Annotated in this window: 26 protein-coding genes; 3 read left to right on the plus strand and 23 right to left on the minus strand. The window is 36.1% G+C overall.

What is annotated here, in order from left to right:
* Positions 1-140 precede the first annotated feature (140 nt).
* Positions 141-371 (minus strand): hypothetical protein, encoded by a 231-nt coding sequence (locus A3M5_RS0115815; RefSeq protein WP_018394758.1) that lies wholly within the window; start codon positions 369-371, stop codon positions 141-143.
* A 474-nt stretch (positions 372-845) separates the two neighbouring features.
* Between A3M5_RS0115815 and A3M5_RS23165 the strand changes: the two genes are divergently transcribed.
* Both A3M5_RS23165 and A3M5_RS0115825 read left to right on the plus strand, forming a co-directional pair.
* Positions 846-1,328 carry a sigma factor gene (locus A3M5_RS23165; protein WP_018394759.1) on the plus strand — a complete coding sequence of 161 codons (483 nt, stop codon included), beginning with the start codon at positions 846-848 and terminating at the stop codon, positions 1,326-1,328.
* Positions 1,325-1,843 (plus strand): hypothetical protein, encoded by a 519-nt coding sequence (locus A3M5_RS0115825; protein WP_018394760.1) that lies wholly within the window; start codon positions 1,325-1,327, stop codon positions 1,841-1,843. Before A3M5_RS23165 ends, A3M5_RS0115825 begins: the two co-directional genes overlap by 4 nt.
* 42 nt (positions 1,844-1,885) lie before the next feature.
* Here the strand turns inward: A3M5_RS0115825 and A3M5_RS0115830 are convergent, their stop codons facing one another.
* Together A3M5_RS0115830 and A3M5_RS0115835 are read right to left on the minus strand one after the other, a co-directional pair.
* A complete protein-coding gene (locus tag A3M5_RS0115830; RefSeq protein ID WP_018394761.1) occupies positions 1,886-2,116 on the minus strand; it encodes a hypothetical protein in 231 nt (76 codons plus the stop codon).
* Between the two features lie 137 nt (positions 2,117-2,253).
* On the minus strand, positions 2,254-3,081 hold the full coding sequence (locus A3M5_RS0115835; protein WP_018394762.1) for an SGNH/GDSL hydrolase family protein: 828 nt from the start codon (positions 3,079-3,081) through the stop codon (positions 2,254-2,256).
* Between the two features lie 213 nt (positions 3,082-3,294).
* Between A3M5_RS0115835 and A3M5_RS0115840 the strand changes: the two genes are divergently transcribed.
* Positions 3,295-3,705, plus strand: coding sequence for a GIY-YIG nuclease family protein (locus A3M5_RS0115840; protein ID WP_018394763.1), 411 nt, complete (start codon positions 3,295-3,297; stop codon positions 3,703-3,705).
* 119 nt (positions 3,706-3,824) lie between these two features.
* Here A3M5_RS0115840 and A3M5_RS0115845 read toward each other — a convergent pair whose 3' ends face one another.
* The 20 genes from A3M5_RS0115845 to A3M5_RS23870 all read right to left on the minus strand — a co-directional run bounded on the left by A3M5_RS0115845 (position 3,825) and on the right by A3M5_RS23870 (position 25,098).
* Positions 3,825-4,382 carry a YdcF family protein gene (locus A3M5_RS0115845; protein ID WP_018394764.1) on the minus strand — a complete coding sequence of 186 codons (558 nt, stop codon included), beginning with the start codon at positions 4,380-4,382 and terminating at the stop codon, positions 3,825-3,827.
* Between the two features lie 328 nt (positions 4,383-4,710).
* Positions 4,711-6,549, minus strand: coding sequence for a glycosyl hydrolase family 28-related protein (locus tag A3M5_RS0115850; RefSeq protein WP_018394765.1), 1,839 nt, complete (start codon positions 6,547-6,549; stop codon positions 4,711-4,713).
* A gap of 211 nt (positions 6,550-6,760) precedes the next feature.
* On the minus strand, positions 6,761-7,915 hold the full coding sequence (locus A3M5_RS0115855) for a DegT/DnrJ/EryC1/StrS family aminotransferase (protein WP_018394766.1): 1,155 nt from the start codon (positions 7,913-7,915) through the stop codon (positions 6,761-6,763).
* A gap of 19 nt (positions 7,916-7,934) precedes the next feature.
* Entirely contained in the window at positions 7,935-8,561 is a 627-nt protein-coding gene (locus A3M5_RS0115860; RefSeq protein ID WP_018394767.1) for an acetyltransferase, read from the minus strand.
* Entirely contained in the window at positions 8,558-9,163 is a 606-nt protein-coding gene (locus tag A3M5_RS0115865; RefSeq protein ID WP_026221761.1) for a sugar transferase, read from the minus strand. The genes A3M5_RS0115860 and A3M5_RS0115865 overlap by 4 nt, the downstream gene beginning before the upstream one ends.
* Before the next feature lie 18 nt (positions 9,164-9,181).
* A complete protein-coding gene (locus A3M5_RS0115870; protein WP_018394769.1) occupies positions 9,182-10,462 on the minus strand; it encodes a nucleotide sugar dehydrogenase in 1,281 nt (426 codons plus the stop codon).
* Entirely contained in the window at positions 10,459-11,697 is a 1,239-nt protein-coding gene (locus A3M5_RS0115875; RefSeq protein ID WP_018394770.1) for a glycosyltransferase family 4 protein, read from the minus strand. The genes A3M5_RS0115870 and A3M5_RS0115875 overlap by 4 nt, the downstream gene beginning before the upstream one ends.
* 13 nt (positions 11,698-11,710) lie before the next feature.
* Positions 11,711-13,786, minus strand: a complete 2,076-nt coding sequence (locus tag A3M5_RS0115880) for an alginate lyase family protein (RefSeq protein ID WP_018394771.1) — start codon at positions 13,784-13,786, stop codon at positions 11,711-11,713.
* 20 nt (positions 13,787-13,806) lie between these two features.
* On the minus strand, positions 13,807-14,976 hold the full coding sequence (locus A3M5_RS0115885; protein WP_034298696.1) for a glycosyltransferase family 4 protein: 1,170 nt from the start codon (positions 14,974-14,976) through the stop codon (positions 13,807-13,809).
* Between the two features lie 22 nt (positions 14,977-14,998).
* A complete protein-coding gene (locus tag A3M5_RS26490; RefSeq protein WP_018394773.1) occupies positions 14,999-15,454 on the minus strand; it encodes a serine O-acetyltransferase in 456 nt (151 codons plus the stop codon).
* Between the two features lie 340 nt (positions 15,455-15,794).
* A complete protein-coding gene (locus A3M5_RS25525) occupies positions 15,795-15,971 on the minus strand; it encodes a hypothetical protein (protein ID WP_018394774.1) in 177 nt (58 codons plus the stop codon).
* A gap of 277 nt (positions 15,972-16,248) precedes the next feature.
* The gene (locus A3M5_RS23170; protein WP_018394775.1) at positions 16,249-16,443 is read right to left on the minus strand and encodes a hypothetical protein; all 195 of its coding nucleotides are present in this window, start codon (positions 16,441-16,443) and stop codon (positions 16,249-16,251) included.
* A 23-nt stretch (positions 16,444-16,466) separates the two neighbouring features.
* Positions 16,467-16,898 carry a VanZ family protein gene (locus A3M5_RS0115905; protein WP_018394776.1) on the minus strand — a complete coding sequence of 144 codons (432 nt, stop codon included), beginning with the start codon at positions 16,896-16,898 and terminating at the stop codon, positions 16,467-16,469.
* A 59-nt stretch (positions 16,899-16,957) separates the two neighbouring features.
* Positions 16,958-17,977: a dTDP-glucose 4,6-dehydratase gene (rfbB, locus tag A3M5_RS0115910; protein WP_018394777.1), complete on the minus strand. Its 1,020-nt coding sequence runs from the start codon at positions 17,975-17,977 to the stop codon at positions 16,958-16,960.
* Between the two features lie 41 nt (positions 17,978-18,018).
* Complete coding sequence (gene rfbA, locus A3M5_RS0115915) at positions 18,019-18,915, minus strand: glucose-1-phosphate thymidylyltransferase RfbA (RefSeq protein ID WP_018394778.1); 897 nt, start codon at positions 18,913-18,915, stop codon at positions 18,019-18,021.
* Between the two features lie 14 nt (positions 18,916-18,929).
* Complete coding sequence (locus tag A3M5_RS0115920) at positions 18,930-20,033, minus strand: DegT/DnrJ/EryC1/StrS family aminotransferase (protein ID WP_018394779.1); 1,104 nt, start codon at positions 20,031-20,033, stop codon at positions 18,930-18,932.
* Positions 20,034-21,506, minus strand: coding sequence for a GNAT family N-acetyltransferase (locus A3M5_RS23175; RefSeq protein ID WP_018394780.1), 1,473 nt, complete (start codon positions 21,504-21,506; stop codon positions 20,034-20,036).
* Positions 21,503-22,465 (minus strand): 1-aminocyclopropane-1-carboxylate deaminase/D-cysteine desulfhydrase, encoded by a 963-nt coding sequence (locus A3M5_RS0115930; RefSeq protein ID WP_018394781.1) that lies wholly within the window; start codon positions 22,463-22,465, stop codon positions 21,503-21,505. Before A3M5_RS0115930 ends, A3M5_RS23175 begins: the two co-directional genes overlap by 4 nt.
* A gap of 75 nt (positions 22,466-22,540) precedes the next feature.
* Positions 22,541-24,007: a lipopolysaccharide biosynthesis protein gene (locus A3M5_RS0115935; protein WP_018394782.1), complete on the minus strand. Its 1,467-nt coding sequence runs from the start codon at positions 24,005-24,007 to the stop codon at positions 22,541-22,543.
* 20 nt (positions 24,008-24,027) lie between these two features.
* Positions 24,028-25,098 carry a TDP-N-acetylfucosamine:lipid II N-acetylfucosaminyltransferase family protein gene (locus tag A3M5_RS23870; protein ID WP_018394783.1) on the minus strand — a complete coding sequence of 357 codons (1,071 nt, stop codon included), beginning with the start codon at positions 25,096-25,098 and terminating at the stop codon, positions 24,028-24,030.
* Positions 25,099-25,152: the final 54 nt, after the last annotated feature.

The following is a 25,152-nucleotide window of genomic DNA, read 5'->3' on the forward strand; positions in this document are numbered from 1 at the left end:
TATTAATTCAACTATCTTGAATTAATAATATATTAAACTAGCATAAAAATCAACAAAAAAACATCGTAATTATTTAAACGCACGAGAAAATGGATTGATTAAAACCCCCTGGCACGCCAGGAGGTTTATCGATCGTTTCGCTATGAGATATCCATGTATTTTTTATAATGATGCACTTTCTTCCCTTTCAATTCCTTTCTGATTTTTTTGTTGATACAGCCTTCTTCTAAATATTGATACTTGAGATAGTGGTATTTGTGCCAGGCAATGATACTCTTTTGAATGACCTTCACTGTCTTTAAACCACTTTTTCTCTTTTCCTCTCCATACGGTTGATTAATAGACATCACCATTTGTTTCGTCTCATTCATCGCCATCACCCTTTCATCGTATTTTAGATAATATATGAAAACGCTTTCAAAAGTATACCCTTATTCAGTAAATCCATCCTTTTATACTATACAAGAGAGCTTATGTCATAGTTTATTCCAAACGCGTAAAAAACATCTACCTGACTGAACAATATCGCTATCATCACTATTTTTTGCTACTAATCTCGCTAACTGTCGTCTATCCATAAATTTTACAATACATTAACAATCATCCATAATGCCTTCTCCACACCAAAAGCAACCGCTTCCAAACGCCCAAATACAAACTGACCTCTACTATTATACCAACCCCCACTTCAACTTCCAATTATAATCCAAATAAACTTTTTTCCTATTAAATTAGGTAATTAAACCATAATTATAAGGTATTTACACACAAGTCTATTAACCTATATATTCAATGTAACCCGGGTAATATACCGGCTGGCGCGCTAGTCAGATTGGAATGTAATCATGCAATTTGAACAACTAGCAACGCAGTACACGCCGATGATCCACCGCATCATGAACAAACTGCACATTTACAAAAACAAAGAAGACTATCATCAAATAGGCTTGATCGCCCTATGGGAAGCACACAAAAAGTTCGACAGCGCAAAAGGTGCCTTTCCACCTTACGCTTACTCGTACATTCAAGGGCGCATCTTGAACGCCCTGACGAAAGATGCAGCCTTCAGTGACGAAACCGTCCTGACCGGCGAACCCGTTCTATTTGAAGGTATTGACCCTGGCCCGACCCCTGACACGATTGCCATGACGAAAGCGCACGGTGATCATTTAAGCGGGCGAGCGAAACGTTGGTTTGACTTATCCATTATCGAAGGACTCACAAACCCGGACATTGCACGGCGCGAAAACGTCACACCCGCCGCCGTCCGAAAGTGGCAAATGGCGGCTATTAAACAACTACAAGAACAATTCGGCGACACCGAATGAGCAAGCATGCTTTATTTAGCTGGCTCAAGAAACAGTTTCCGGACGCACAAATACAAACAGGACGCGATTTTCGCGTCCTGCATCCGAATGGAACCATCTCGGTCTTCATCTATTTAGAAGAAAAAATGCCGCTTAAAACATGGTACGAGCACCAAGATCAATATGTACTGGCCAGCGTACACCCGATCTGGATATTGGATGCGGACGAATACGTTCATTATTCAAAATCCAAATACGCATCAGGCGCGCGAATCCGACATCACATTCCGAAAGCCATTTTCAACGAAACCGGCTTTTGTTATTACTTGGAGAAACGGACTCACCGCTTCATTATTGACATCGCATTCCATACGCGCGAAATATGGCTCTATAAACATGGACGGAAACTTTCCCATCTATACGACTTTCACGATCCATTCCAACAAGAATGTGATCTTGAAGACGCCTATTTCCTGAACGGTCTGATCGTCTACAAAAAAGTGGAAGCACGAATGCTTGAAAAGCGAAACGATTAAATGGTTAAAAGCCCTGATACACCGGGGCTTTTTGCCGTTTGGCTATAAAATTTTAACGTATTTTTCATAATGATAGACTTTCTTTCCTTCAAGTTCCTTTCTAATTTCTTTATTCATACACCCTTCTTCTAAATATTGATACTTTAAGTAATGATGTTTGTGCCATAGAATGATCATTTTTTGAATAAACGTCACTTCCCTTAAACCATCTTTTCTCTCATTCTCTTCATACAGTTTATCGATAGACATCTCCATTTGTTTTGTGTCATTCATAGCCATCACCCTTTCTTCATCCGTTTAGATACCATTTGAAAACGCTTTCAATTCTATACCCTTTATTTAATATATTTACTCTTTTTTGCATAAAAAAAATGACAAATAGCCTCGGGGCCATTTGTCATTCTTACCGATTACGGACGAGCATGCCCAAAATAATCAAACAGAACGTCACTCCACATCGCGTATCCTTCTTCATTCAAATGAATATCATCAGCCAAAATGTCTTCTACACTTCGATGTTCTTCCTCTAGTTTCATTTTCATCGCCGCATTCACATCGAAATATTCCCATTTAGAGTCTAATATAGATGCCTTCGTATGATCTAAATATCCTTGACGTGTATAGCCCATCGGATTATTCTCTCCCCTATCATCATCCACTGTTGGGTTCTGTGAGATAATCAGAAAACGAGTATTCGGAAGTTTGCTTGTCATATCAGACATCATCGTTTGAATATCTTCATCCGTTTGATCATAGTACACTGCTTCTTTTTGATTAGCGATGAGCGACGTTTCAAATAGGACCAAGTCTGGCTGATCATTGACGACGATTAACTGCTTGTCCGCTTTTACTAAATCGGAAGTGGAATATCGTTCAAAGCCATAATTGCGAACCGTAACCGTTTTAAATACTGGATCAAATGATTGCAGCTTGTTTTGTAATAACGATTCTTCAACACCCGCTATACTATCGCCTCCAAGCAATGAGATCTTCACTTCATCGTTTACTAAAGATTGATAACGTAAAAAATCCAATACCGATTGCTTAGGATGTGTACGAGGATCCAATTCCTCTAATAAAACGCTTTCTTGTTCCTGTTGAGCCTGTTTTAAGTCTTGACTGGCCCACGCTTCACGTTCAATCTTGTCCAACTTGCTCTGATACGAGACAAAACCTGAAATTAACAAGCCGAAAGCAATGACGACTGTGATGAACACAAAAATGCTGCTCTTTTTCATCGAAGCGCCCCTTTTTCTTTTCATTATAAACAAAATATTTTGGAAAACAAGGGAATTTGGACCATACCTTACCCCTTCAGAAAAGGGACTTCGTCTCCACTACTATCAAGCACCAAATTCCCACTAAAATCGTCCTGCTTCAAAGAGGAAAACGGAATGATATGTCGAATAACGTAGTACTGTTTAAATAGTGAAAAAGGAGAACACCCAATCATGATCAACAAAATTGAGGCACTTTTAAAAGAAAATGGCTACGCTTTTGATCCAGAGTCTTGGAATTCCATTAACATGCCTTATACGAAAACGGCCAACACCCCTGTTTCGCTAGACTTCATTCAACATCAACTCGGCACAACAGCCGGCATCTACCTATTCAAAAGCGCGAACGACGAAATCCTTTACATCGGGAAAGGCGCACCTCTCTTCAAACGGATCAAAAGCCATTACAACAAACTAAGCATCGAAAATACTCGATCAAAAAGAATTCAATATTTCCAGTCAATGGAACAGAAACATCCAACCATCTTCTGGCTTGAAATTAATGATCAAGCAGATCGAGAACTCGTGGAACATATGTTAGCTTACACACTCAAACCTCTTTACAAAAAACATTTATTTATCTGATTTTGAATCATAATCATAGCAGCACCACAAATATGTTTTCCACCCGGCAGAGGGAAAAACACATTTGACCTTTCTTAAAAAAACCTTCTCTTAACCTATGTAAAATCCCTAACCCAATCCTATTCAATATCAACGAACTTATATAATCTCAAAGCATACGCTGGGATCTTCACAAATTCAGTGAAAGTATGCCAGACATTCGCTCTATCCTTGTACCACATTTGATCATTTCTCTGTGATGCCACATACGTTAACTCAATCCCGCTATCTTTATACACCCGGTCAAAAATCAACTTCACTCGTCGCATATGATAATCCGAGGAAACAACAATAGCCGACCGCAAACTATGTGTTGCCATCAATTCTTTCGTATAAACAGCATTCGTATACGTACTCGTCGCCTTCTTCTCAAGAAGCAACGCAGCATTCGCTACCCCTAATTCAGTGGCTTGCTGTGCACGCAGCCCCTCTTCACTCGCAATTGAAAGCATGACATAGTCTGAATATCCTTCCTTATACAAAGCAGCAGCTCGCTCCAGACGGCCTGTATCCCCACTTAACACAATGATCACATCCGCTTTCTTTGGCTCTTCATCAACGACTAAAAAGCCTCTTCCCGCAATCATGAAAATACATGCCAGCGTCACTAAAATGCTTCCATGTTTGATCCGTTTCATTTTGTCGCCACCGTTCCTTTAATGCCCCGTACGTAAAGTAACCTTTAATTCAACGAATCACTGTACTAAAGCAAATTGATCTAAAAACACCTTAGCCGGTCACAGCCAGCTAGATCATTTCAGTGCCTGCTTCTATATCACGAACTGACGCTTCGAAATGACTGCTTTTTTAAATGAATGTATAGAGTCAGACAGAATACATATTTATAATTGTGGATAGTTACCATACGTGCTAAACAATCTCAAAACATAAAAAAGGCTGGGGCCCATTTGAAAGCATAAAAACCACGCTCCGATAAAAGAGCCCTTATGTCACACTTTATTCCAGCTAAATTTTAACTTGATATGAAAAAGATACATCTGATGGTTCTGCAGTTAACAACCTTATTAAAAACCGGTTATTAACTGAATCATGCTTGATGTAAAATCCATTAACTGGGGACAAAGGCATTACAGATATATCTTCGACTTTAGGATTAATGGCAAGATTGGATAAAGATATATAGGCCGATGAAGTTTGACCTGCATTAATTGATGCTACCCCTTTCAACATACTTAAAGATTTTCCAGTGATATCTGTCAGGTTTTCGGCATTTATTTTATCAAAATGCCTGATTTTATTAAAAAATTTAGGTGAAGTTGGTATAACACTGCTGCTGATTTTTACTAGCGATATAGGATCTTTAAATGCTCTAATTCGTTTATCAATATTACAGTTAATTATATTTAATTTAATCGCTTGGTATATATTCATAGAATAGTCCCAATTCTCGCATTTTATTATAGAGTCTATAAACGATAATGTGGTTTCATTATCGTATTCGGCTAAAGCTATTCTAAATAAATCCTGTTCCACAGAAAGTTCGCTTATGTCACTCTCAAAACGGCAACCCTGAAATACTACGTCTTCATTCAGATATTCTAAATCCATGAAAAAGTTGGTTTTTATACCTGTGTTTGTACAATTTATAAATTTAACGCTATGATTGTGTGGTTTGTAAATTTTTATATTATTAAAGGTAAGCCTACAATTAACAAAATCTACACTTTCTATTATGTCAAAAGCGTTAATATGATTAATATATACACCGGTATTTTTACCAATAATTCCCCCTGAAATATTTATATTTTTGATAATTCCTCCTGTTACGTTATAGAGAAGTCTCTTTGCTTTAATATTTTCAAAATAAATATCTTCAACAACGTAACCGGAAAAAATAGCAAGAGAGTTATTTAAGCATGTAATGTTTTTTGCATAAATGCCTTTAACATTAAGGAAACCAAACACACACACTACAACACTATTATTATCCTGCAACAACTCAACATCTTCGAATACAAGATTTTCATTTGTCGAGTATGCAGTATGCCTAACTTTAAATACGTAACACTCGTGACTATCTTGAGATTTTAAGTAGCTGTTAGATGCTAGATTTTTTGCAGACACCTTTTTAAAATTAATATTTTTATTAGACCCTCCGGAAATATATATACCGTGTTCTCCTATATTATCGAAGACTAATCTATCAAAATAGATGTTTTCACACATTCCGTTCATGACAATACCGCAATAATTACTATTTTTTAACACTGTGTTTCTAAATGTAATATCTTTCTGTGCAAAACCTATTGTTAAGTTTGGTTGGTCGCCATAAGTCTGTCGATCAAAAACGTTCCTAATGTTACCATCAATAGTCAAACCTTCGAAAGTCGAACCATCAGATGAGACTATTGAAACTACCTCGCTTATATCAATATTATCTAGCGCTTTTATAATTCCTCTAAAAATAAAAGTGCAATTTTTTTTGTTTGAAATGTTAATAGATGATACCCTATATACACCTCGTGGAAGTTCGAATGTATCACCCTCTGACATGGAATTAATAGCGGATTGCATTGCAATTGTGTCGTCTGTAACACCATCTCCGATTGCTCCGAAAGGTGGTCTCTTTGGATTAATTGCTCTTTGTAATAAATCCACTTCAGTTTTGGCCAACTCTTCAGTTAAGATCTCAATTTTTTCAGAAACCAACCTTCCATCTTTATCTTTAATCTTGATCGAATCAGAACCTTGCATTTCCATTTCCACAGCATGTATAGCTCTATGACCAAAAATAAGAGTTAATATCCAAAGTAACAATTTTATCAAGAAGTTTCTTCTATCCACAATGCCCCCCCCTTATAAAACGATACCCTGAATCATTTATAAATGGTAATACTCTCCGTTTACATAAGGTATCTCATAATGTCATTTAATCTCCTCTGAAAATTCAAATGTTTTATTACGTTAATAATTATCTTTATATTTTATTAAATCACCGTGCTAAAGTAAATTGACCTAAAAACACCCCAGCCGGCCGCAACCGACTGAGTCCATATTAAACTTGCAATGATTTCGTCTTTAACATGTTACTAATAAAATAAATAACTCGTTCCTGTTGCTTCACCGTCATATTCGATCCCGATGGAAGACACACACCATTTTCAAACAACGTATCCGACACACTGTTTCCTTCCGTATGGGTATAATACTTCGCCCCTTCAAACAACGGCTGCAAATGAAGCGGCTTCCACACAGGACGTGCTTCTATGTTCTCGGCAGACAATGCATCAATTAACTCCATCGGCGTAAATCCGACCTTCTCCCGATCAATCGTCAGTGTCGTCAGCCAGCGGTTATGTTTAAAACCTTTCAACTCCGGCATAAAATCAAATCCATCTACTTCACCAAATGCTTCCACATACCGATTAAACACCGCACGTCGCGCATTCACACGCTCATCCAGTACTTCTAGCTGCGCACGGCCAACACCCGCTAAAATATTGCTCATCCGGTAATTGTAACCCAATTCGCTGTGCTGATAATGCGGAGCTGGGTCCCGTGCCTGGGTCGCTAAGAAACGAGCCTTTCGCAACGCTTCTTCGTCATTCGAAACAAGCATTCCGCCGCCCGACGTTGTAATAATTTTATTTCCGTTAAACGAAAATACATTAAACTTCCCGAACGAACCACTTTTCTTGCCTTTATACTCCGCACCAAGCGATTCCGCGGCATCTTCAATGACCGGCACACCGTAACGATCACATATCGACATAATCTCATCCATCTTCGCACTCTGTCCATACAAGTTTACCACGATAACTGCTTTCGGCAACACTTTAGCATCTTGTAAAGCTCGCTCTAAAGCGTCTGGGGACATATTCCACGTCTCAGGTTCTGAATCGATAAAAACTGGTACAGCACCCTCATAAACAATCGGATTCGCACTCGCTACAAACGTTAAGCTTGAACAAAATACTGTATCGCCCGCCTGTACGTCTAACAATCGAAGCGCCAGATGAATCGCTGCTGTTCCCGAACTCACCGCGGCCGCATCTGCAACACCCGTATACTCTGCAATCTCACGCTCAAATCCATCCACATTCGGACCAAGCGGCGCAATCCAATTTGTTTCAAATGCATCATTAATATAACTTTGCTCTTTCCCGCTCATATGTGGAGAAGACAAATAAATTCTTGGTTGTTGAGACATACGATCACTCCTCTATATATTATTGTTTCATTACTTTCGCTGGCACACCAATAACCGTTACATCATTTGAGATATCATTAATTACCACTGTCCCAGCACCAACAACTGACCAATCGCCAAGTGTCTTTCCTGGGATTACTGTCGCGCCTGCACCAATATGAGCACCGGTACCAACAAACACATTCCCCGTCAACACAGCACCTGGCGAAACATGTGCGAAATCGCCAATTTGATTATCATGCTCCACAACAGCACCAGAATTAATAATCGCATGCTCCCCAATCACCGCATCTGCATTAATCACACTACCTGCCATTACAACAGTTCCTGCACCAATACGTGCAGAAGGACTAACCGATGAAAATGGATGAACGACTGCCTTAAACACAGCACCCGCTTCAAACAACGATCTAGCAATTTTTTCACGGACTCGATTATTCCCTATTGCTATCACAAAAACAGCATTCGTTTCTGCAATCAGCTTTTCTGCATAAGATATCGGACCAATTACAACTCGATCTATTTCAAACAAGTCATTATATTTATCATCCAGTATCGCGATCACCTGATAAAGTCCTTCTGCCGCAATAATATCCTGTATCACTTTACTATGGCCGCCTTCACCAATCACAACAATCGGTTTCACTCGTTATCAGCGCCTTTCGGACCGGCAAACTTCTCGATTGTTACATGTCCTGCCTGACTAATCCCTTCAGACTTAAACACCTTCTGTATCGTCATAAACAAAATTTTAATATCTAGCCAGAAAGATCGGTTATCGACATACCACACATCCAACTTAAACTTATCTTCCCACGATATCGCATTACGGCCGTTCACCTGTGCCCAGCCTGTAATACCCGGACGTACCTCATGACGGCGAGCTTGTTCAGGTGTGTAAAGCTCCAAATATTCCATCAAAAGCGGCCGTGGACCAACAAGACTAATATCACCTTTCAATACATTAAACAACTGAGGCAGCTCATCTAAACTCAATTTACGAAGTAGTTGACCAAATGATGTCAGCCGAATCGAATCGGGAAGCATTTCCCCATTTTCATCTCGCTCATCTGTCATCGTCCGGAATTTATATACAAAAAAGGGCTTACTGTGTAAGCCCGGACGTTGTTGTTTAAAGACGATTGGTGAACCTAATTTTAGTCGAATCAATAGAGCTGTCACTATGATAACCGGGGACAATAAAACAATGCCGATTAAAGAACATATGAAATCAAATAATCTTTTAATGTCGAACACCTTCATCCATTAAACTTCTTGAACAGTATATTTCGTTTCAGACAAGTTACCAAAATTATAATAAGAGATATTTTCATCTTGTATAGACACACAATTCTTTGTATCAAAAACGACAGTGTTCTTCATTTTTGCTAGAATCGTTTCCTCATCCAACTGTTTAAACTCATTATGGTCTGTTAACACTAGCAGGCACTCAGCGTCCTGTACCGCTTCCTCAAATGAAGACAGGTGAAAATTAACTCGTTCTTGCTCCACATGAGGATCATGAATACCTAACTTATAACCTTCTTCTTGCAGTAAGCTCAACACGTCCATTGCGGGACTTTCACGCACATCGTCAATATTTCCTTTGTACGTTAATCCAAAAACGGCGATTTTAGAATTTGTGTCTGGAAGCATCTTTCTTACTTGACTAACAACAAACTCTGGCATAGAGTTGTTGATTTTACGTGAATTTGAAATTAAAACAGATTGTTCAGGCGCTTTTTCAATAATGAAATATGGGTCAACCGCTAAGCAATGTCCGCCAACTCCAGGTCCCGGTTGATGTAGATTTACACGTGGGTGATGGTTCGCTAGCTGAATGACTTCCAGTGCATCAACATCAAGCTGCTCTGAAATTTTCACTAACTCATTTGCCAATGCAATATTGACATCACGATACGTATTCTCCATCAATTTTGACATTTCCGCACTGACTGCTCGTGTAATAAGGATATCTCCTGTCACAAAGCTACGGTAAACATCAGCTGCTTTTTGTGCAGAGATTTCGTTAATCCCGCCAACGATTCTCGTATTTTCAACAAGTTCAATTAAAATGCGTCCCGGCAATACACGCTCCGGACAATGAGCAAGATAAATATCTTCACCAGGAATCCATCCTGCTTCCACTAATAAAGGTGCAACCACGTCATCAATGGTACGCGGTGGAATGGTGGACTCAACAATCACCGTATTTCCTTCTTTTAAAAACGGGATAATGGCTTTTGTTGCGGACTCCACATACGTTAAATCCGCTGTATGATCTGCACGATGCGGTGTCGGTACAGCAATGATAAAGCAGTCTGCTTCAACAGGTGTTAACTTCGCTTTCAATCGCCCTGCTTCAACGCCTGCTTTCACTAGTTCACCAAGACCTACTTCTTCAATATGGATCTCGCCTTTATTCAATTTCTCTACCGCGATTGAATTGACATCGACACCGGTCACATTCCAACCTGCTTTTGCGAACATTGCTGCTGTTGGTAACCCAATATAACCTAATCCTACTACACAAAGTTTTTTATTCATCTTGAAACGCCTCCTATTAATTTAATTTCTTTAAGATATTTTTCGGCTAAACTTTCCCGGCTGAAATTCTCTCGAACGAATTTAAGGCCGTTTTCACCAAGCTGTTTTTGCAATTGGTTATCATGATACAACGCCAAGATTTTCTCTTTAAACTCCACAGGATTTTCCGGGTCCACATAATAACCACTGCCGCTTTCTTCCACAAGTTCTCTAGCTACTCCATCAATCCCTAGCAAAATAGGCTTTGCACACGACATATAGTCAAACACTTTGTTTGGATATACTGTCTTAAATGTATCTACCTTCTTCAGTACGGCTGTACATATGTCCGATGCATTGCAAAAGTCCGGAATCTTTTGTTTCGGCTGCGAATCAACAAAAAGGACGTTTTTCAGTCCTTCTTGTGTTACGCGTTCAACAAGTCCCTTTTTCTGCATACCATCACCAATTAGCATAAAGACAATATCTTCATAGTCCTGACACTCTTTTGCCACATCAATAAGTGAATCAAGATGGTTAGCTACTCCATGAGCACCCATATACGTGATCACAAACTTATCCTTCAAACCATATTGATCCCGTACCCAGTTGTCTCTAGGTCCTGGCTGAAAGATATCCAGATCCGCTCCGTTTGGAATAAAGATAATCTTTTTCTCATCAATGTCTTTTTTCTCAATCAATGCCTGTTTAAAAGCGGGTGTTAAAACATTGATCTTATCTGCATACTTGTAGGAAAGCCTTTCAACTAGATACGCAATGTTAATAATCAACTTATTCGTCAACACACCTGTGTCAATAGCAGATTCCGGCCACAAGTCTCTTATTTCAAACACCATTGGCATTCTTTTAAAGAACTTTGCCAGAATACCTGTAATCCCTACAAATAGCGGCGGCGAGGTCACAATCATTACATCATGTTTTTTCACTTTGAATATAATGGCTGAGAGCGAAGAAAGAGTAAAAGAGAAATAACCCCACAAACGACCGAGAAACGATTTGTTGTACGCTTCAGACACGTAAGTTCGATACAAAGTTGTTTTATCAGAGTATTGCTCTTTTACGATCCATTTCCCTTTATACTTATCTTCTTTTTGACCCGTTGCATAATGCACCGTGCCAGCTACTACTGTAATCTCATGTCCCATCTCTTCCCAATACTTCACGAATTGATTAAAGCGTGAGCCACCTGGATCATCTTTCCCTAAAAAATATTGATGCAACACTAATATTTTCACGAATAACATCCCTTTAGTTCAATTTGAAAATCGTAGCCTTCCCAATACCATTTAACGAGATGACTTTATTACTTAAAAAGACTTCACCATCTTTCATCGATACTTCATGACGCTCATCTGATGGACCAATGATTGTAATAAAGCGCATTGGCTGATCTCCCCTGCTGCTCATGACAGCCTGTGGAAAAGCTTCTTTATGACCGTAATAAAGTGAGCGCCATCCTTTCAAAGGCTGTTCCGCTCCTTTATACAATTGTGAAGAAATAAGTTCACTAGAATACGTTTTTAATGTCCAATGTTCATTGTCTTTTAACTCAATTGACCATTCATTCTCTTGAAACTGCTGAACATTTTGAACACCGAATAGCCAGCTTAGTGAAATTTTATCTTCTTTCACATCACCAAAGATATCATCTACAATCACCCACTGATCGCCGCTCTGAATAATTCCCCGCCTATGTGTAACAGCACCATATCCGTAATGTTCACCTTCAAAAACTTGAATGTCATCATGTTTTTCAGCACGCAACGTTTTTGATTTTGTCCAGTTCAGCCAAATAAACCGTGATGCTTTTTTCATTTGATCTTGCTCACTCACCATGACCGTGTTATGAGAAGCCGTACCATTGAAGTAAAGAATATGATCCTGATCTGTATTATAAGAAAACGTACCTGCATCTGCTAAAATATTTTGTCCTTTATGCCACAAGTCAAAATGAAGCATGTCCGCTTGAGCAGGACGATGCTTATATGTTGCACACCGGATCATTCCAAATGAATCTTCTGTACGCAATGTGCAATAACCACCGTAAGGAAAAGCTTGCGATTTTTGTTCAACGTGAGCTGTTCTAGATAGAAGTGCCTTTTCACCTGACAGCCAGAAGACAATCTCATTCACTGTTTCATCACCATATAAAAACTCCTGATGCAAAGTATACCAGGCCGCTTGAAGTGCTGGACGGTGATCCAAATATTCACATGTTGTCAGCGGATGAATATATGCACCGTCATTCATGCCATAATTCGGCAGTCTTCCTGTCGTAAGATCCTGATGTTGATACATAAATAAAACTGTCTGACCGAATCTCTTTAAAAATTTACTGTCGAATGAATCATTGTTTATTTGAGAAAGGCGCACAGTCCATGTTAAATCTTGAATAGCAAGACGCTGATAATTCATCGAGTGCTGAATGTATGATCCATCTTCGTATATTTGCCACATCGCTTCTGATCTCACATATTTCTTTCCTTTCTTCCGCCACTTCTCTGCTTTATCAAAGAAAGGAAAAAGAATCCCTGCTGTATACATACCGGCTGCTTCAGAAATCGAATGATTGTTTTTAACAGATTTAAGCGCAAAATCAAAATGCTTCTCGACATGATCCGCATGATGATAAATAGCTTTCATCATTGATTCAAGTCGGATATCTGTGCTTGCTGGATGATTACGAAAAGCAAACAATCCAAACGTCCAAGCCATTAATCTAAGCGACATTTCTTGCCCACATTTATAATTCGGACCAAGTTCAGGTTGGTTATATTCAATAAAGTCTTCAAAATAACTCCAGAAAGCATCCACATACTTATCATCTTTAGTAACTGCATACGCTCTGACTAGCGGATAAACGAATGAAAAACGTGACAGTTCCCATATCCACTTAATATCACCAAATTCGCTGCCTAAGTCCGCAATGCCTGCCCAATGAACATCCGCTGGAGCTGACTTATTGATATCCGGATTATACTGCCAGTTGATTTGATCAAATGAAAAAGAATGTTTGCTGAAATAACGGAATGTCTGATCACAAATATTATTTGCTTCCGCTACCACTTTTTCAATTTGAAAAGTATCTTTCAACTCGGAATAATGATCAGACAACCCAGAGAAAAAGTAACGTTCACTTGACTCTTCAATTAATTGGGGCAGCTTTTTCGTTTCAACAATATGCTTATTCAAATCAAACGCTTCATAAGAAAAAGCCGGGAACTGCTTTTGCAGCAACCCCAGCTTTTTCTCAATTTCATATTTAATTCTAAATACTGTCCATTTGGGACCCATATTTTTCATAATTTCCAAAGAAGCTTTCATAATTATCACAACCAAATTAATTATTTTTCAATTGCTTCTACTACTCTTTTTATCATTAATTCCATATTCCACGTTTCTTCAACCAGTTTTAGTGAATACTGTCCCATCTCTTCCATTAACTCTTTATTGGTTAAGATCAATTTGACCTTTTCAGCTAATTCGTTATTATCATAATTTTGAAGCACATAACCATTTTTCTCTTCATGTATTAAATCTAATTCTGTCCCATCAGCCATTCTTGTAATAATAGGTTTTGAATGTAAAGCCGCATGTTGAATAACTAAGCCACCCATCCCAGGCAAAATCACCAAATCACTTTCAATGAAGTACTTTGAAATACCATCGTATACAGCTCCGGCTAAAAAAACATCAGATTCTAATTTTTTATCCTTTATTAACTGAGCTATATTATTCTCTTCATCGCCTTTTCCAACAATAACAGCTTTCACATTTTGCAGTTCATTGTCTTTTTTGAACATTGATACTACTTCAATAAGATCTTCCAATCTTTTAGTTTTTTCGAGCGCTCCCACAAACAGTAATATATAATCAGCATTATAGAAATCTTTTAAGGTTGGTGTTTTTTCATCTTTAATTTCAAGGTACTGCTCGATCTCTTTATTTACTTTGAAGTCATTTATACTATTTGGAGCAACAATGATCTTCGTTTTAGACGCTATCCCTTTTTCTAGATAATAATTTTTAGCATAATTATTTCTCGCTAAAACGACTTTAGAATTTTTTATAAGAAAATCATTAATCGAATCTCCTATTTTATTCAAAAATACTTTTTTTCTACCTCTAACTTTTCCAAGGCTCCACCAAATATAGTTTTTATTCCGAATTTTCGAATAAATATATATTTGAATATTATTCAGAATATTTATTTCTCCTTCTGTTATTATAACATCAGGTTTTTCTCGGAATAATTCTATTAATAAAGTAGGTGAAAAGTAAATCGGATAGACTTGATTTCTTATTGTTAAGACAAATGATGGAGATATTAAATTTTTGTATGTAAATTTAATTTGTGAATAGTTCCCAATCTTTTTAATTTTTTTGTTCTTAAAACCTCCGCTTACTATTTGAAATTCATAAACATTATTGTAATGATCCATAAGTCTTTCTAGGAAGTCCGCCCTCCAATTGGCAATATATGGTTGGTAAAACATCACTCTCTTTTTTTGCATGTGGCACACCCTTGGAATAAATTTAATATATATTTTTTAAAAGTGAATAGATATCTTCATCTATAGTCTTTACTAATTTTGCCGGAACTCCTGCCACAATACTATTATCAGGAACATCCTTTACAACAACTGAATTTGCACCTATAATGACATTATTTCCAACTTTTATATCACCTAAAACTTTTGACCCTGTTGATATATATACATTATCTCCAATAACAGGAACGCCTGCAGGATCTAACTTTCTTCCAATAGTGACACCCTGTCCAATGATCACTTTTTCCCCGATAATTGCTCTCCCATGCAAAACTACACCTATACCACCGTAAGCAAACTTAGAGTCTTTCCCTATTTTTGTTGAGTAAGGAACTACGGAGTTAAATAAAAGAAATATTATTGCCTTAATAATTTTAGGTAAGAAAGGTATTTTTTTTTCATATAAAAATCTAGCTATTCTATAAAACTTAATTGCATTCAAAATAATGCTCCTCCAAACTTAAATCGTGAGTTTCATGTTCAAAATACTACACACTTTAATTAAGTCCCTATAATAAAACAGTTGTGTTGTGTTTGTTAAATTAGAAATTTAAATAGGTGTCGCGATGGACTTCTTCCTTCTTTAAAAAAGCATGAAAAGATTCCAATACATGCGTTATCATATGGGTACAGCCTCTGTGACTGAAGGAATCATTTAGATGTTCTTTGAAAACCTCACTCGTATACTGCTTACCTAAATCTGAGTGTATGATGAGGCCGGGCGATGGATTTTACGCTGTACGGCGTTTGATTTCCTATCGCTTTCAGAACAAGATCCATCGTCATTTTGCGGGCAAATTGATAATTATTTTTGAAAGAAAATCTTGTTCTAATACATTGTCACGTTCTTCCGCCGGCCTCTGCGTTGGCGTCGGACGGTATTTTTTGTGAGACAGTGACACCCGTTTGATGCTCACTTCAAAGTCTTCTTGAAGTAAGAGAATGTGAGTTCTTGGCACACTTTATAACCCCCCCTTCACTTTTTTTGTGAATAGCACAAATGCGTTCTGTCGGTTCCTGGTTTTGCATTTCATATACTAAACACTCGTTTTTTTGTGGAAAAACTAGTAATACATACTTTCGGGCACTTTTAAAACACTACACATCAACTGAACTGCAAGATGTCCGCTTTCTTTTTCAATATGATCAATGAGCTCTTGTTCTCTCACTTTTGCGCAAATATGCTTATAACCTTTTTAAAATTTCAATCTCCTGTTTAAGACGATGATTCTCCTTTTAGATCGCAACCACTTCCGCTGCCGTTAACTCTTCTGCACTTTCAATTGGGGAATGAAGCTTAATCCAATTTACTTCAGAAATACCAAATTCTCTGCTTAGCTTACTCACCGAGCTACCAGTTTGATAATGATAAAATCCAACCACCATTTTCTTAAAATCGTCGTTATATTTACGCGTGTTTTTCGGTGCCATTCCGGACACGTCCTCTCTTAGAGTTAACTAAAGAGTGTCCACGAAACTATACCAACTCCAATCGCACCGGTACTATCTATGAACACATCTTTCACTCCCGGACCTCTGCCGGGAACAAATAGCTGATGTACTTCACCTGATATTTCATATAGAAGACACATCAGTAAAGCCATTCCCATACGCCGATATCCATAAATCCCACTTCTCCTTAGATCATTTAAAACTTTCACCCCAAGTACTAAATAAACTAAGAAGAGGATATTTTTTATGATGATGTGATTCAAGCTTCTTATATCAAACTCCGTCGTATTAGGGTCAATTTTTTCTACTTTTTCAACTATAATTTCAGTTATTCCTTTACTCAGCTCATTAGACGTTGTGGCTGATTGGTATGATAGATAGAAGATTAATGCCATCAAAAAAATAACGGCGGTACAGGAAAGGGTTTTGTACATTTATATTTCCTTTTAATCTTTATAATTCTTCTCAAATCACCAAGCATCTTGGCGCATTGTTACAAAGAATACTGTCTTTCAAAATAGGTTTGGTACTCACCGCTTAAAATTTGTTCCCACCATTCCTGGTTATCTAAATACCACTGAATGGTATGAGCAATTCCAGTCTCAAACGTATAAGTTGGTTTCCATCCTAATCGTTCTAATTTAGTTGGATCAATTGCATACCGTTTATCATGTCCTAGGCGATCTTTTACAAACTCAATTAAGTTTTCTGATTTCCCTAGTGTTTTAATAATCGTTTTAACGACTTCTAAATTAGTTCGCTCATTATGTCCACCTATGTTATATACTTCACCATTTACACCTTCGCGTAACACTAAATCAATAGCAGCACAATGATCAATAACATGTAACCAGTCACGAATGTTTTTACCATCACCATAAACAGGAACCTTTTGGTCATTTAAGACACGTGAAATAGTTAAAGGTATTAACTTTTCAGGAAAGTGATATGGTCCATAGTTATTTGAGCAGCGAGTGATATTAATAGGTAGGTCGTATGTTTCGTGATATGCACGGACTAATAAATCAGATGATGCTTTACTTGCACTATATGGGCTATTGGGTTGCACTGGTGTTTTTTCTGTAAAAAATGTTGTTGGGTCAAAATCCAGTTCTCCATATACCTCATCTGTTGATACATGAACGAATTTAGTAATACCTACTTGTTTTGCTGCATCTAATAACACCTGTGTTCCTAGCACATTCGTATGGACAAATACTCCAGGATCTGTAATAGAACGATCAACATGACTTTCTGCAGCAAAATGGACAACAATATCAAATTCCTCTTTCTCAAAAAGAGGAATTATTGCCTCACGATCTGCAATATCTGCTTTTACAAAATGATAATTATCCTTTGTTTCAATATCACGATGTTTAGTTAAATCACCAGCATAAGTTAATAAATCTAAGTTATAAATATCATAGTGAGGATATTTATTAACCATATACTGTACAAAGTTACCACCAATAAAGCCGGCACCACCAGTAACAAGTACTTTCTTTCTTCTCATCTATTTCACCTCTCATTAAAGTATTCAATAACAACCAATAACTACTTTACAGTTGTTAATACTTTGTCTTGTGGTTGAAGAGCAATTTCCATTAAGTATTTACCGTACTCCGTTTTCATTAGAGGTTGAGCAAGACCTAATATCTGTTCTTGAGAAATATAGCCTCTTCTAAAGGCAATTTCCTCAATACATGCTATATATAACCCTTGTCTTTTTTGAATTGCTTCAACGAAATTTGAAGCATCAAGCAAAGACTCATGAGTCCCTGTATCCAACCAAGCAAGACCTCGCCCTTGAATTGATACTTTTAGCTTGCCTGCTTTCAAGTAATGATCAATGACTGATGTAATTTCCTTTTCACCACGTGCAGATGGTTGCACATTTCTTGCGATTTCAACGACATGATTGTCAAAGAAATACAAGCCAGGCACCGCAAGAGAAGATTTCGGATTCGCTGGCTTTTCTTCAATTGAAATCACATTTCGGTCCTCGTCTACTTCAACTACGCCATACGCTCTTGGATCTTTCACATAACACCCGAAAATTATACCGCCACTTTTTAATGAAGCTGCTTTTTGTAATGTATTACCGAAATTGGACCCATAAAAGATATTATCTCCCAGTACTAAAGCTACTGATGAATTACCTATAAATTCTTCACCAAGGATAAATGCTTCTGCTAAGCCGTTTGGCTGCTCTTGAACAATATACTCGAACTTCATACCTAGATTGCTACCGTTTCCTAATAATTCCTTAAAACCGACAATGTCTCTTGGTGTCGAGATAATTAAAATTTCTTTAATACCTGCAAGCATTAAGACCGATAATGGATAATAAATCATCGGCTTATCATATATTGGAAGCATTTGTTTCGATACAGCTTTGGTCAATGGATAAAGTCTTGTGCCTGAACCTCCAGCTAAAATAATACCTTTCATATGATATCCACCTCTTATCCTTTTATAATTTCACAAATTTTATCTACATCCTCCAGAGCTAAATCTGCATAAAGAGGTAAAGTTAACACGCTATCTGCTATGTATGCTGCAACAGGCGTCTCTTGAATTGTAAACCGATCTTGATAACACTCAAAACTACTCGTTAGAGGATAAAAATACTTTCTTGCAAAAATATTGTGTTGCTTTAAATCCTCTAACACTTCATCCCTGGAAAATTTATAGTTATCAAAAACAACTGGGAAGTAAGCATAATTACTTTTCACACTCTTTTGAGGCTCCCAAAGTTTAATTTCTTTAATACCACTAAGCTGTTCAATGTATCTTTCTACTACTTTCTTTCTTTTGTTTATCTCTTCATCTACATGTCGAAGATTACAAAGACCCATAGCTGCTTGAAACTCATTCATTTTTGCATTTCCAGCAATATACTCAACAGATTCTTGCCCTGTAATACCAAAATTTTTATAAACATTTAATAATTCTTTTAAGATAGAATCGCTGAACGTTACGGCTCCACCTTCAATAGTATTAAATACTTTTGTTGCATGGAAACTGAACATCGAAGCATCCCCAAAGTTTGCAACCCCTACACCATCAATAGTAACGCCAAATGCATGTGCAGCATCATAAATTACTCTCAGATTATATTTCTTTGCAATTTTAGCAATTTCAACCACATTACATACATTCCCATAAACATGGACAGGAATAATAGCAGAAGTTTTCTCTGTTATTAAACTCTCCAATATGTCAGTTTGAATCGTATAATCTTCAGAATTAATATCACAAAATACTGGTGTTAAACCGTTTCTTACAATCGCATGTGTTGTAGAAGCAAACGTAAAGGGAGTTGTAATTACTTCCCCAGTTAAATTTAAAGCGCCTATCACATTCTCTAAAGCCAGATGACCATTAGAGAAAAGAGAAACATTCGGCGTATTTAAATATTGAGCTAGCTCCTCTTGTAATTTATTATGCTTTACTCCCATATTAGTCAACCAACGACTATCCCATAAATCTCTTATTTCATTAACATATTCATTAAATTCTGGCATAGATGATTGAGTGACTTGAATTAAATTCTGTTTTTCTATCATTTATATTAGCTCCCTTTGCATATAGTTAGCATGGGAAGATGCATTTCCTATATAAGAAAATCCGTTTCTATTGTAAAAAGAGATAGCTCTATGATTCTCTTTTTGAACTTCGAGTTTCAAAAACTCCATACCTTTATCTTTAGAAACATTAATACATAAATCTAATAGCTCTTTTCCATAATATTTATTTTGAACATTAGGATTTACTGCAATAAAAATTAAATAGGCCACTTTCGATTCATGATCATTGGCGTAAAAAGCTGCAAATCCTTGAATTTGATTTTTTTCATCATTTATAGTATATACCTCTCCATGTTCAAGAAGTTTCTTTGAATACTGATTTAATTCTGGAATTCTACTTGAAATAGTTGGCTTGAATACATTATCAAATGAGTTGAGTACTTGAATAATCTCATCATTACTTTTGATTTTTTTTATTTTAGCGTTTGATTCTTTTCTGTAAATAGGTAGCTTGACCATATTTATGTCCTTATGTGAAATAATGTTCGCTTGCTCAGTAAGTACTGCCCTGTCAACTTCTTCACCTTTTAACCACTCAGTAATAGCTAATGGAAGATTTACATCTGCTTGATGACTAAATGGGTAGCCCCCACCAAATCTAGCATTCATCTCAAGTATATAAGGAAATCCATCTACTAAAAAAACATCAACATCTAAATTTACAATATGTTTTAATTTTCGACTGATTTCTGAACCTAATTTCTTTAAAATGGAATCATCTAAAACTTCCGCACAATCCGTTTCTCCAGATCTCATCGCAAATTTTTTCTTAACGATTGTATTCATATATTCTGAGTTCAAGTCATTAATTACATCGAGACCATACTCTTGTCCTTCTAATTTTTCTTGAATAAGAATACTCTCTTGAATGTTAACTTCACTTTCATATTTTAAATAGGACTTAAGAATTTCTCTTTTAGCTTTTTTAAGGAAAATCCCTAACTCTTCCTCATTCTCCGCTTCATATATACCAATTGACCCCATCCCCCAACGCGGCTTAATAATTAAGGGATAATTAATTTCCTCTCGATCAATTGCTTGAAGAACTTCTTCATACGTACTAAATGTTTTGGGTGTATTAAATCCATTTTCCTTTAAAAATTTAAAAGTTGCCATTTTATCATTACAAATATTAATTACTGTTTCTGAAGAAACAATAAGCTTTGTACCAACTTCTTCAAAAGCACTTCTATTTTTAGCTAAGACAGGAAGATCTACATCAAAGAGTGGAATTAAAGCATCTATCTGATTGTCTTTGCAATATTTAAGCAAAAATGAAATGTAGTTATCGTCATAAATTAATGGAGTTACTACACTATGATTGGCGACAACAAATGCTGGTGTAAGATTTGAACTATTGGCAACATGCACTGAGCCCGTTTCACCCAAAACTTCTTTGAAATAATTCACCAAATAACTACGTCTACCTACTGAAGTAAGAAGAATATTCATTTTTTCACTCCTAACAAAGATTTTAGATTGTCAAAAAATAATGGTAAACCGCCAGTATGTATAAAAAGAATATTGGCATCTGTAATATCATGTTTATGAATGTACTCTTTCATTCCCCAAAATGCTTTACCTGTATATGTTGTATCAAGCGGAATTCCATCATTTAATAGTACATCCTCTATACTTTGAACAATGCTATTATTATATTGTCCATATCCACCTGATTGCCAATCATCTACAACCTTAATAATTTTTCCCCACTCATTTGTACTCATTTCCATATATTTCTCAACATATTCAGTGACCACTCTCAAAGAATGCTCCTTATCTCTCGCAATAGAGATACCAATAATCTCACACTCATTACTATAACTCAAACTACCACATATTAGCCCAGCTAATGTAGTTCCTGTACCACAGGCAAGAAAAATATAATCAAAAAACAAATTTAAATCTTTCTCTTGTTTTTTTATTTCTTTAAATACTTCAGCATAAGCTTGAACAGCAATCTTTTCATTGCCTTTCCCATTCATATCCCCATAAATGTAGTACGGATTTAGTCCTTTACTTTTGCATTCTTCAATGACGCTTGCAACTGTTTGAGATACATTAGTTTTAAGACATGGGATAATTTTCGCCCCTGTTTTTTTGACAATAATACTATTATTGGTCTCATATCGCTCTCCAGAATCATCTGCTGGAGAAATTACATAGCATGGTATACCTTTCAATTTACTCATATTTGCAATTACTCGGCAAAGGTTGGATCTACTATTGCCATAAGCAATAATACAATCACATTTCTTCCTCTCCATATCTTCAAAATACTTTTGAGCAATTCTTACCTTATTTCCCCCAAATGAAAAAGGTAACAAGTCTTCGCGCTTCATATAATAGTTATTTTTTCCATCATTATAGCTAAGTTGATGAATTGGTGTTAAATAGTTTCCATTTCCCATTCTTGTTTCACCCTTTTCTTCTATTTGAAATATCTACCACCTTTGTCTTTCAATAGCTTCCCTATCATATCTACTTTAAATTTTAGTTTTTATTAAAGATCGTACCATTCTGATAAAGTAATTTAATTCGTTAGATTTTAAAATTATCGACATTACAACAAATACTATGCCACTAAACAGTATTTGTAATATCAATGAATAGACACTGTTCAACATTATTAATTGTGAACTAAGAACTGCTACCGATATACCCATGATGGAAGCAGAAATAAACGTTTTAGAAATATCTAATATTTGGATTTTTGTACTATAATTTAATAATCTTCCTGAATAAAACGAGTTAATAAAATAACTAATTACTGACGAAATAACTAAAGTCCATACTAAGCCAATAACCCCGGTTTTAAGTACTATTGCAATTGCAATCAAACCGATTCCAATTACCTTTTTTATTATCTCCAACTTCAAAAACAAATCCGATCGACCTTTGACTTGGAGGATATTTAAGTTAATGGCCTGCAAAGGATAAAGCATTCCCGCAAAACAGAGAATTTGGAAGTAAGGTACAGTACCTGTCCACTTTTCACCAAACAACAAAGGAATTAACGTCTTTGCGATAGCTGCAAGACCAATCATGAAAGGAAATGTAATGAAAACTGAATTTTTAATAATGATACGGTAGCCATGTTTTAATTGTTTTTCATCATGCTGCATTTTACTTAATACAGGATATGTTACTTTTTGAACCGCTGATGTGATTGACTGTGATGCCACATCTCTTAACATTACAGCTTGTGTATAATACCCCAATGTTGTAGTCGCATAGGCCCTACCAATGATAACATTGTATATATTTTTATAAGTAGTATCGATAAGTCCTGATACAAGCAACTTCCATCCAAAACCAAATAATCGTTTAAATGATGAAACGCTAAAGATTAACGATGGCCTCCATCTATTATGCAATGTTAAAAGCATTGTCTGTATGAGCTGCCCAACTACATTTAGAACAACTAGACTCCAAACTCCAAATCCAGCTAAAGCAAATCCTACTGCAGTAGCACCAGAAACAATTGTGGAAACAATATTAATAAGCGTTTGTGTTTTAAAATTAATATTCTTTGTTAGAATAGTTCTTTGTACAATACTAAACGCATTGATTATAATAACTATACCCAAAACTCGCAATAACGCTGTTAAGATTGATTCATCATAAAACTCACTTACAAAAGGTGCAATCAAAAAAACAACACCGTAAAGTACAACAGAAATAACTAAATTAAAATAAAAAACCGTAGAATAATCTGCCTGTGTTGAATCTTGCTCACGAATTAAGGCATTTTGCATGCCACTGTCAACAATCGATTGTGAAATAGCTATTACTATTAATATCATCCCTATCAGACCAAAATGCTCAGGTAAAAGGAGACGAGCTAATAATAACTGAATGACAAATCCAATTCCTTTAGAAGAAAAGAAGTCTGTAAAAGTCCATAATAGACCACTAATCGTATCTTTCTTTAACTGCTTATTATCTTTCATAAATAAAGATCATATCCATTCTATATTGCTTCAAATATATTTCTCCAAATTTGAACTGTTGTTTTTGAATCATATCTTTCATCCATTATTATTTTGTTTTTCAAACGATATTCATTACTGAATTCCTGAAATTCTTCAAAATCAATTAAATTTATACTATCTAATGTGTGAACCACAAGGCTTTTTTCGTTATGGATTTCATTCCACATTGTCGTACCTTCACGAAGATACACCTTTTTCCCAAGATGTAAAAGTGAATAAATATTCCCAAGTCCTTGTTGTCTATCATTATTAAATATTCCAATATCCATGGTTCCTAAGAATTCGATGTATTCATCTATATTCATGAATTCTACTATAGGCTTAAACTTTTCATTAAAAATTGTGGTCCCGTAGGTTATTACCTCTTCCGCGTATGAAGCATCCCCATAAGATAATGGACAATATATTTCTATATTTTGCGTTGAAAACTTTTCTAATAATTTGAATACTTCGATGTGATAATTAGATTTAGTTGCAGAATTCCCTACAATAATTTTAATTGTATTACTGTTCTTAACAGTTGTGGTTTCTAATACTCGAAGAACTGCATTATTCTTTTCCTCGCTAATATAAATCGCAGGTAAATACTTACCTTTTACATTATAAATTTTTTTTGCCAAATCATAATCACTTTTTACAAGCGTACAAACATGTCCAACATTTTTTATTACTTTACTTTTTATAAACTCTTTGACCTTACTCTTGAAAGTCTTTTTGGGTTCACGATAAGCATACAAATCTCCACCCCAGACTATCCAATAACATTTCTTTAAAAGCCAAGGTTGAAAGAAGAGTATCACGACAACCCTCATATCAAACAACGAATGTATATAAATATGCTCAAAATCATACATATCACGTAAAATATTCCAATTCCTATAGACTTTATTGTACATTGAAACATTCTTATAACATTCTTTTATATAATTCTTCTTAGCTGCCGAAGTAATACTTAAAAACTGATGTTCATGAATATCGAAATTCGCATTTATAAATCTTATAAATGGCTCAATGAATTTATCTGTATTCACTATATGAAGATGTTTCATTAAATTCTCCTTACTTAAACATGGTTTTACAGCCAGTACTAATCACAAAGTTAC

The organism is Bacillus sp. 37MA, assembly GCF_000372765.1.
GTDB classification, from domain to species: Bacteria; Bacillota; Bacilli; order Bacillales; family Domibacillaceae; genus Domibacillus; species Domibacillus aminovorans.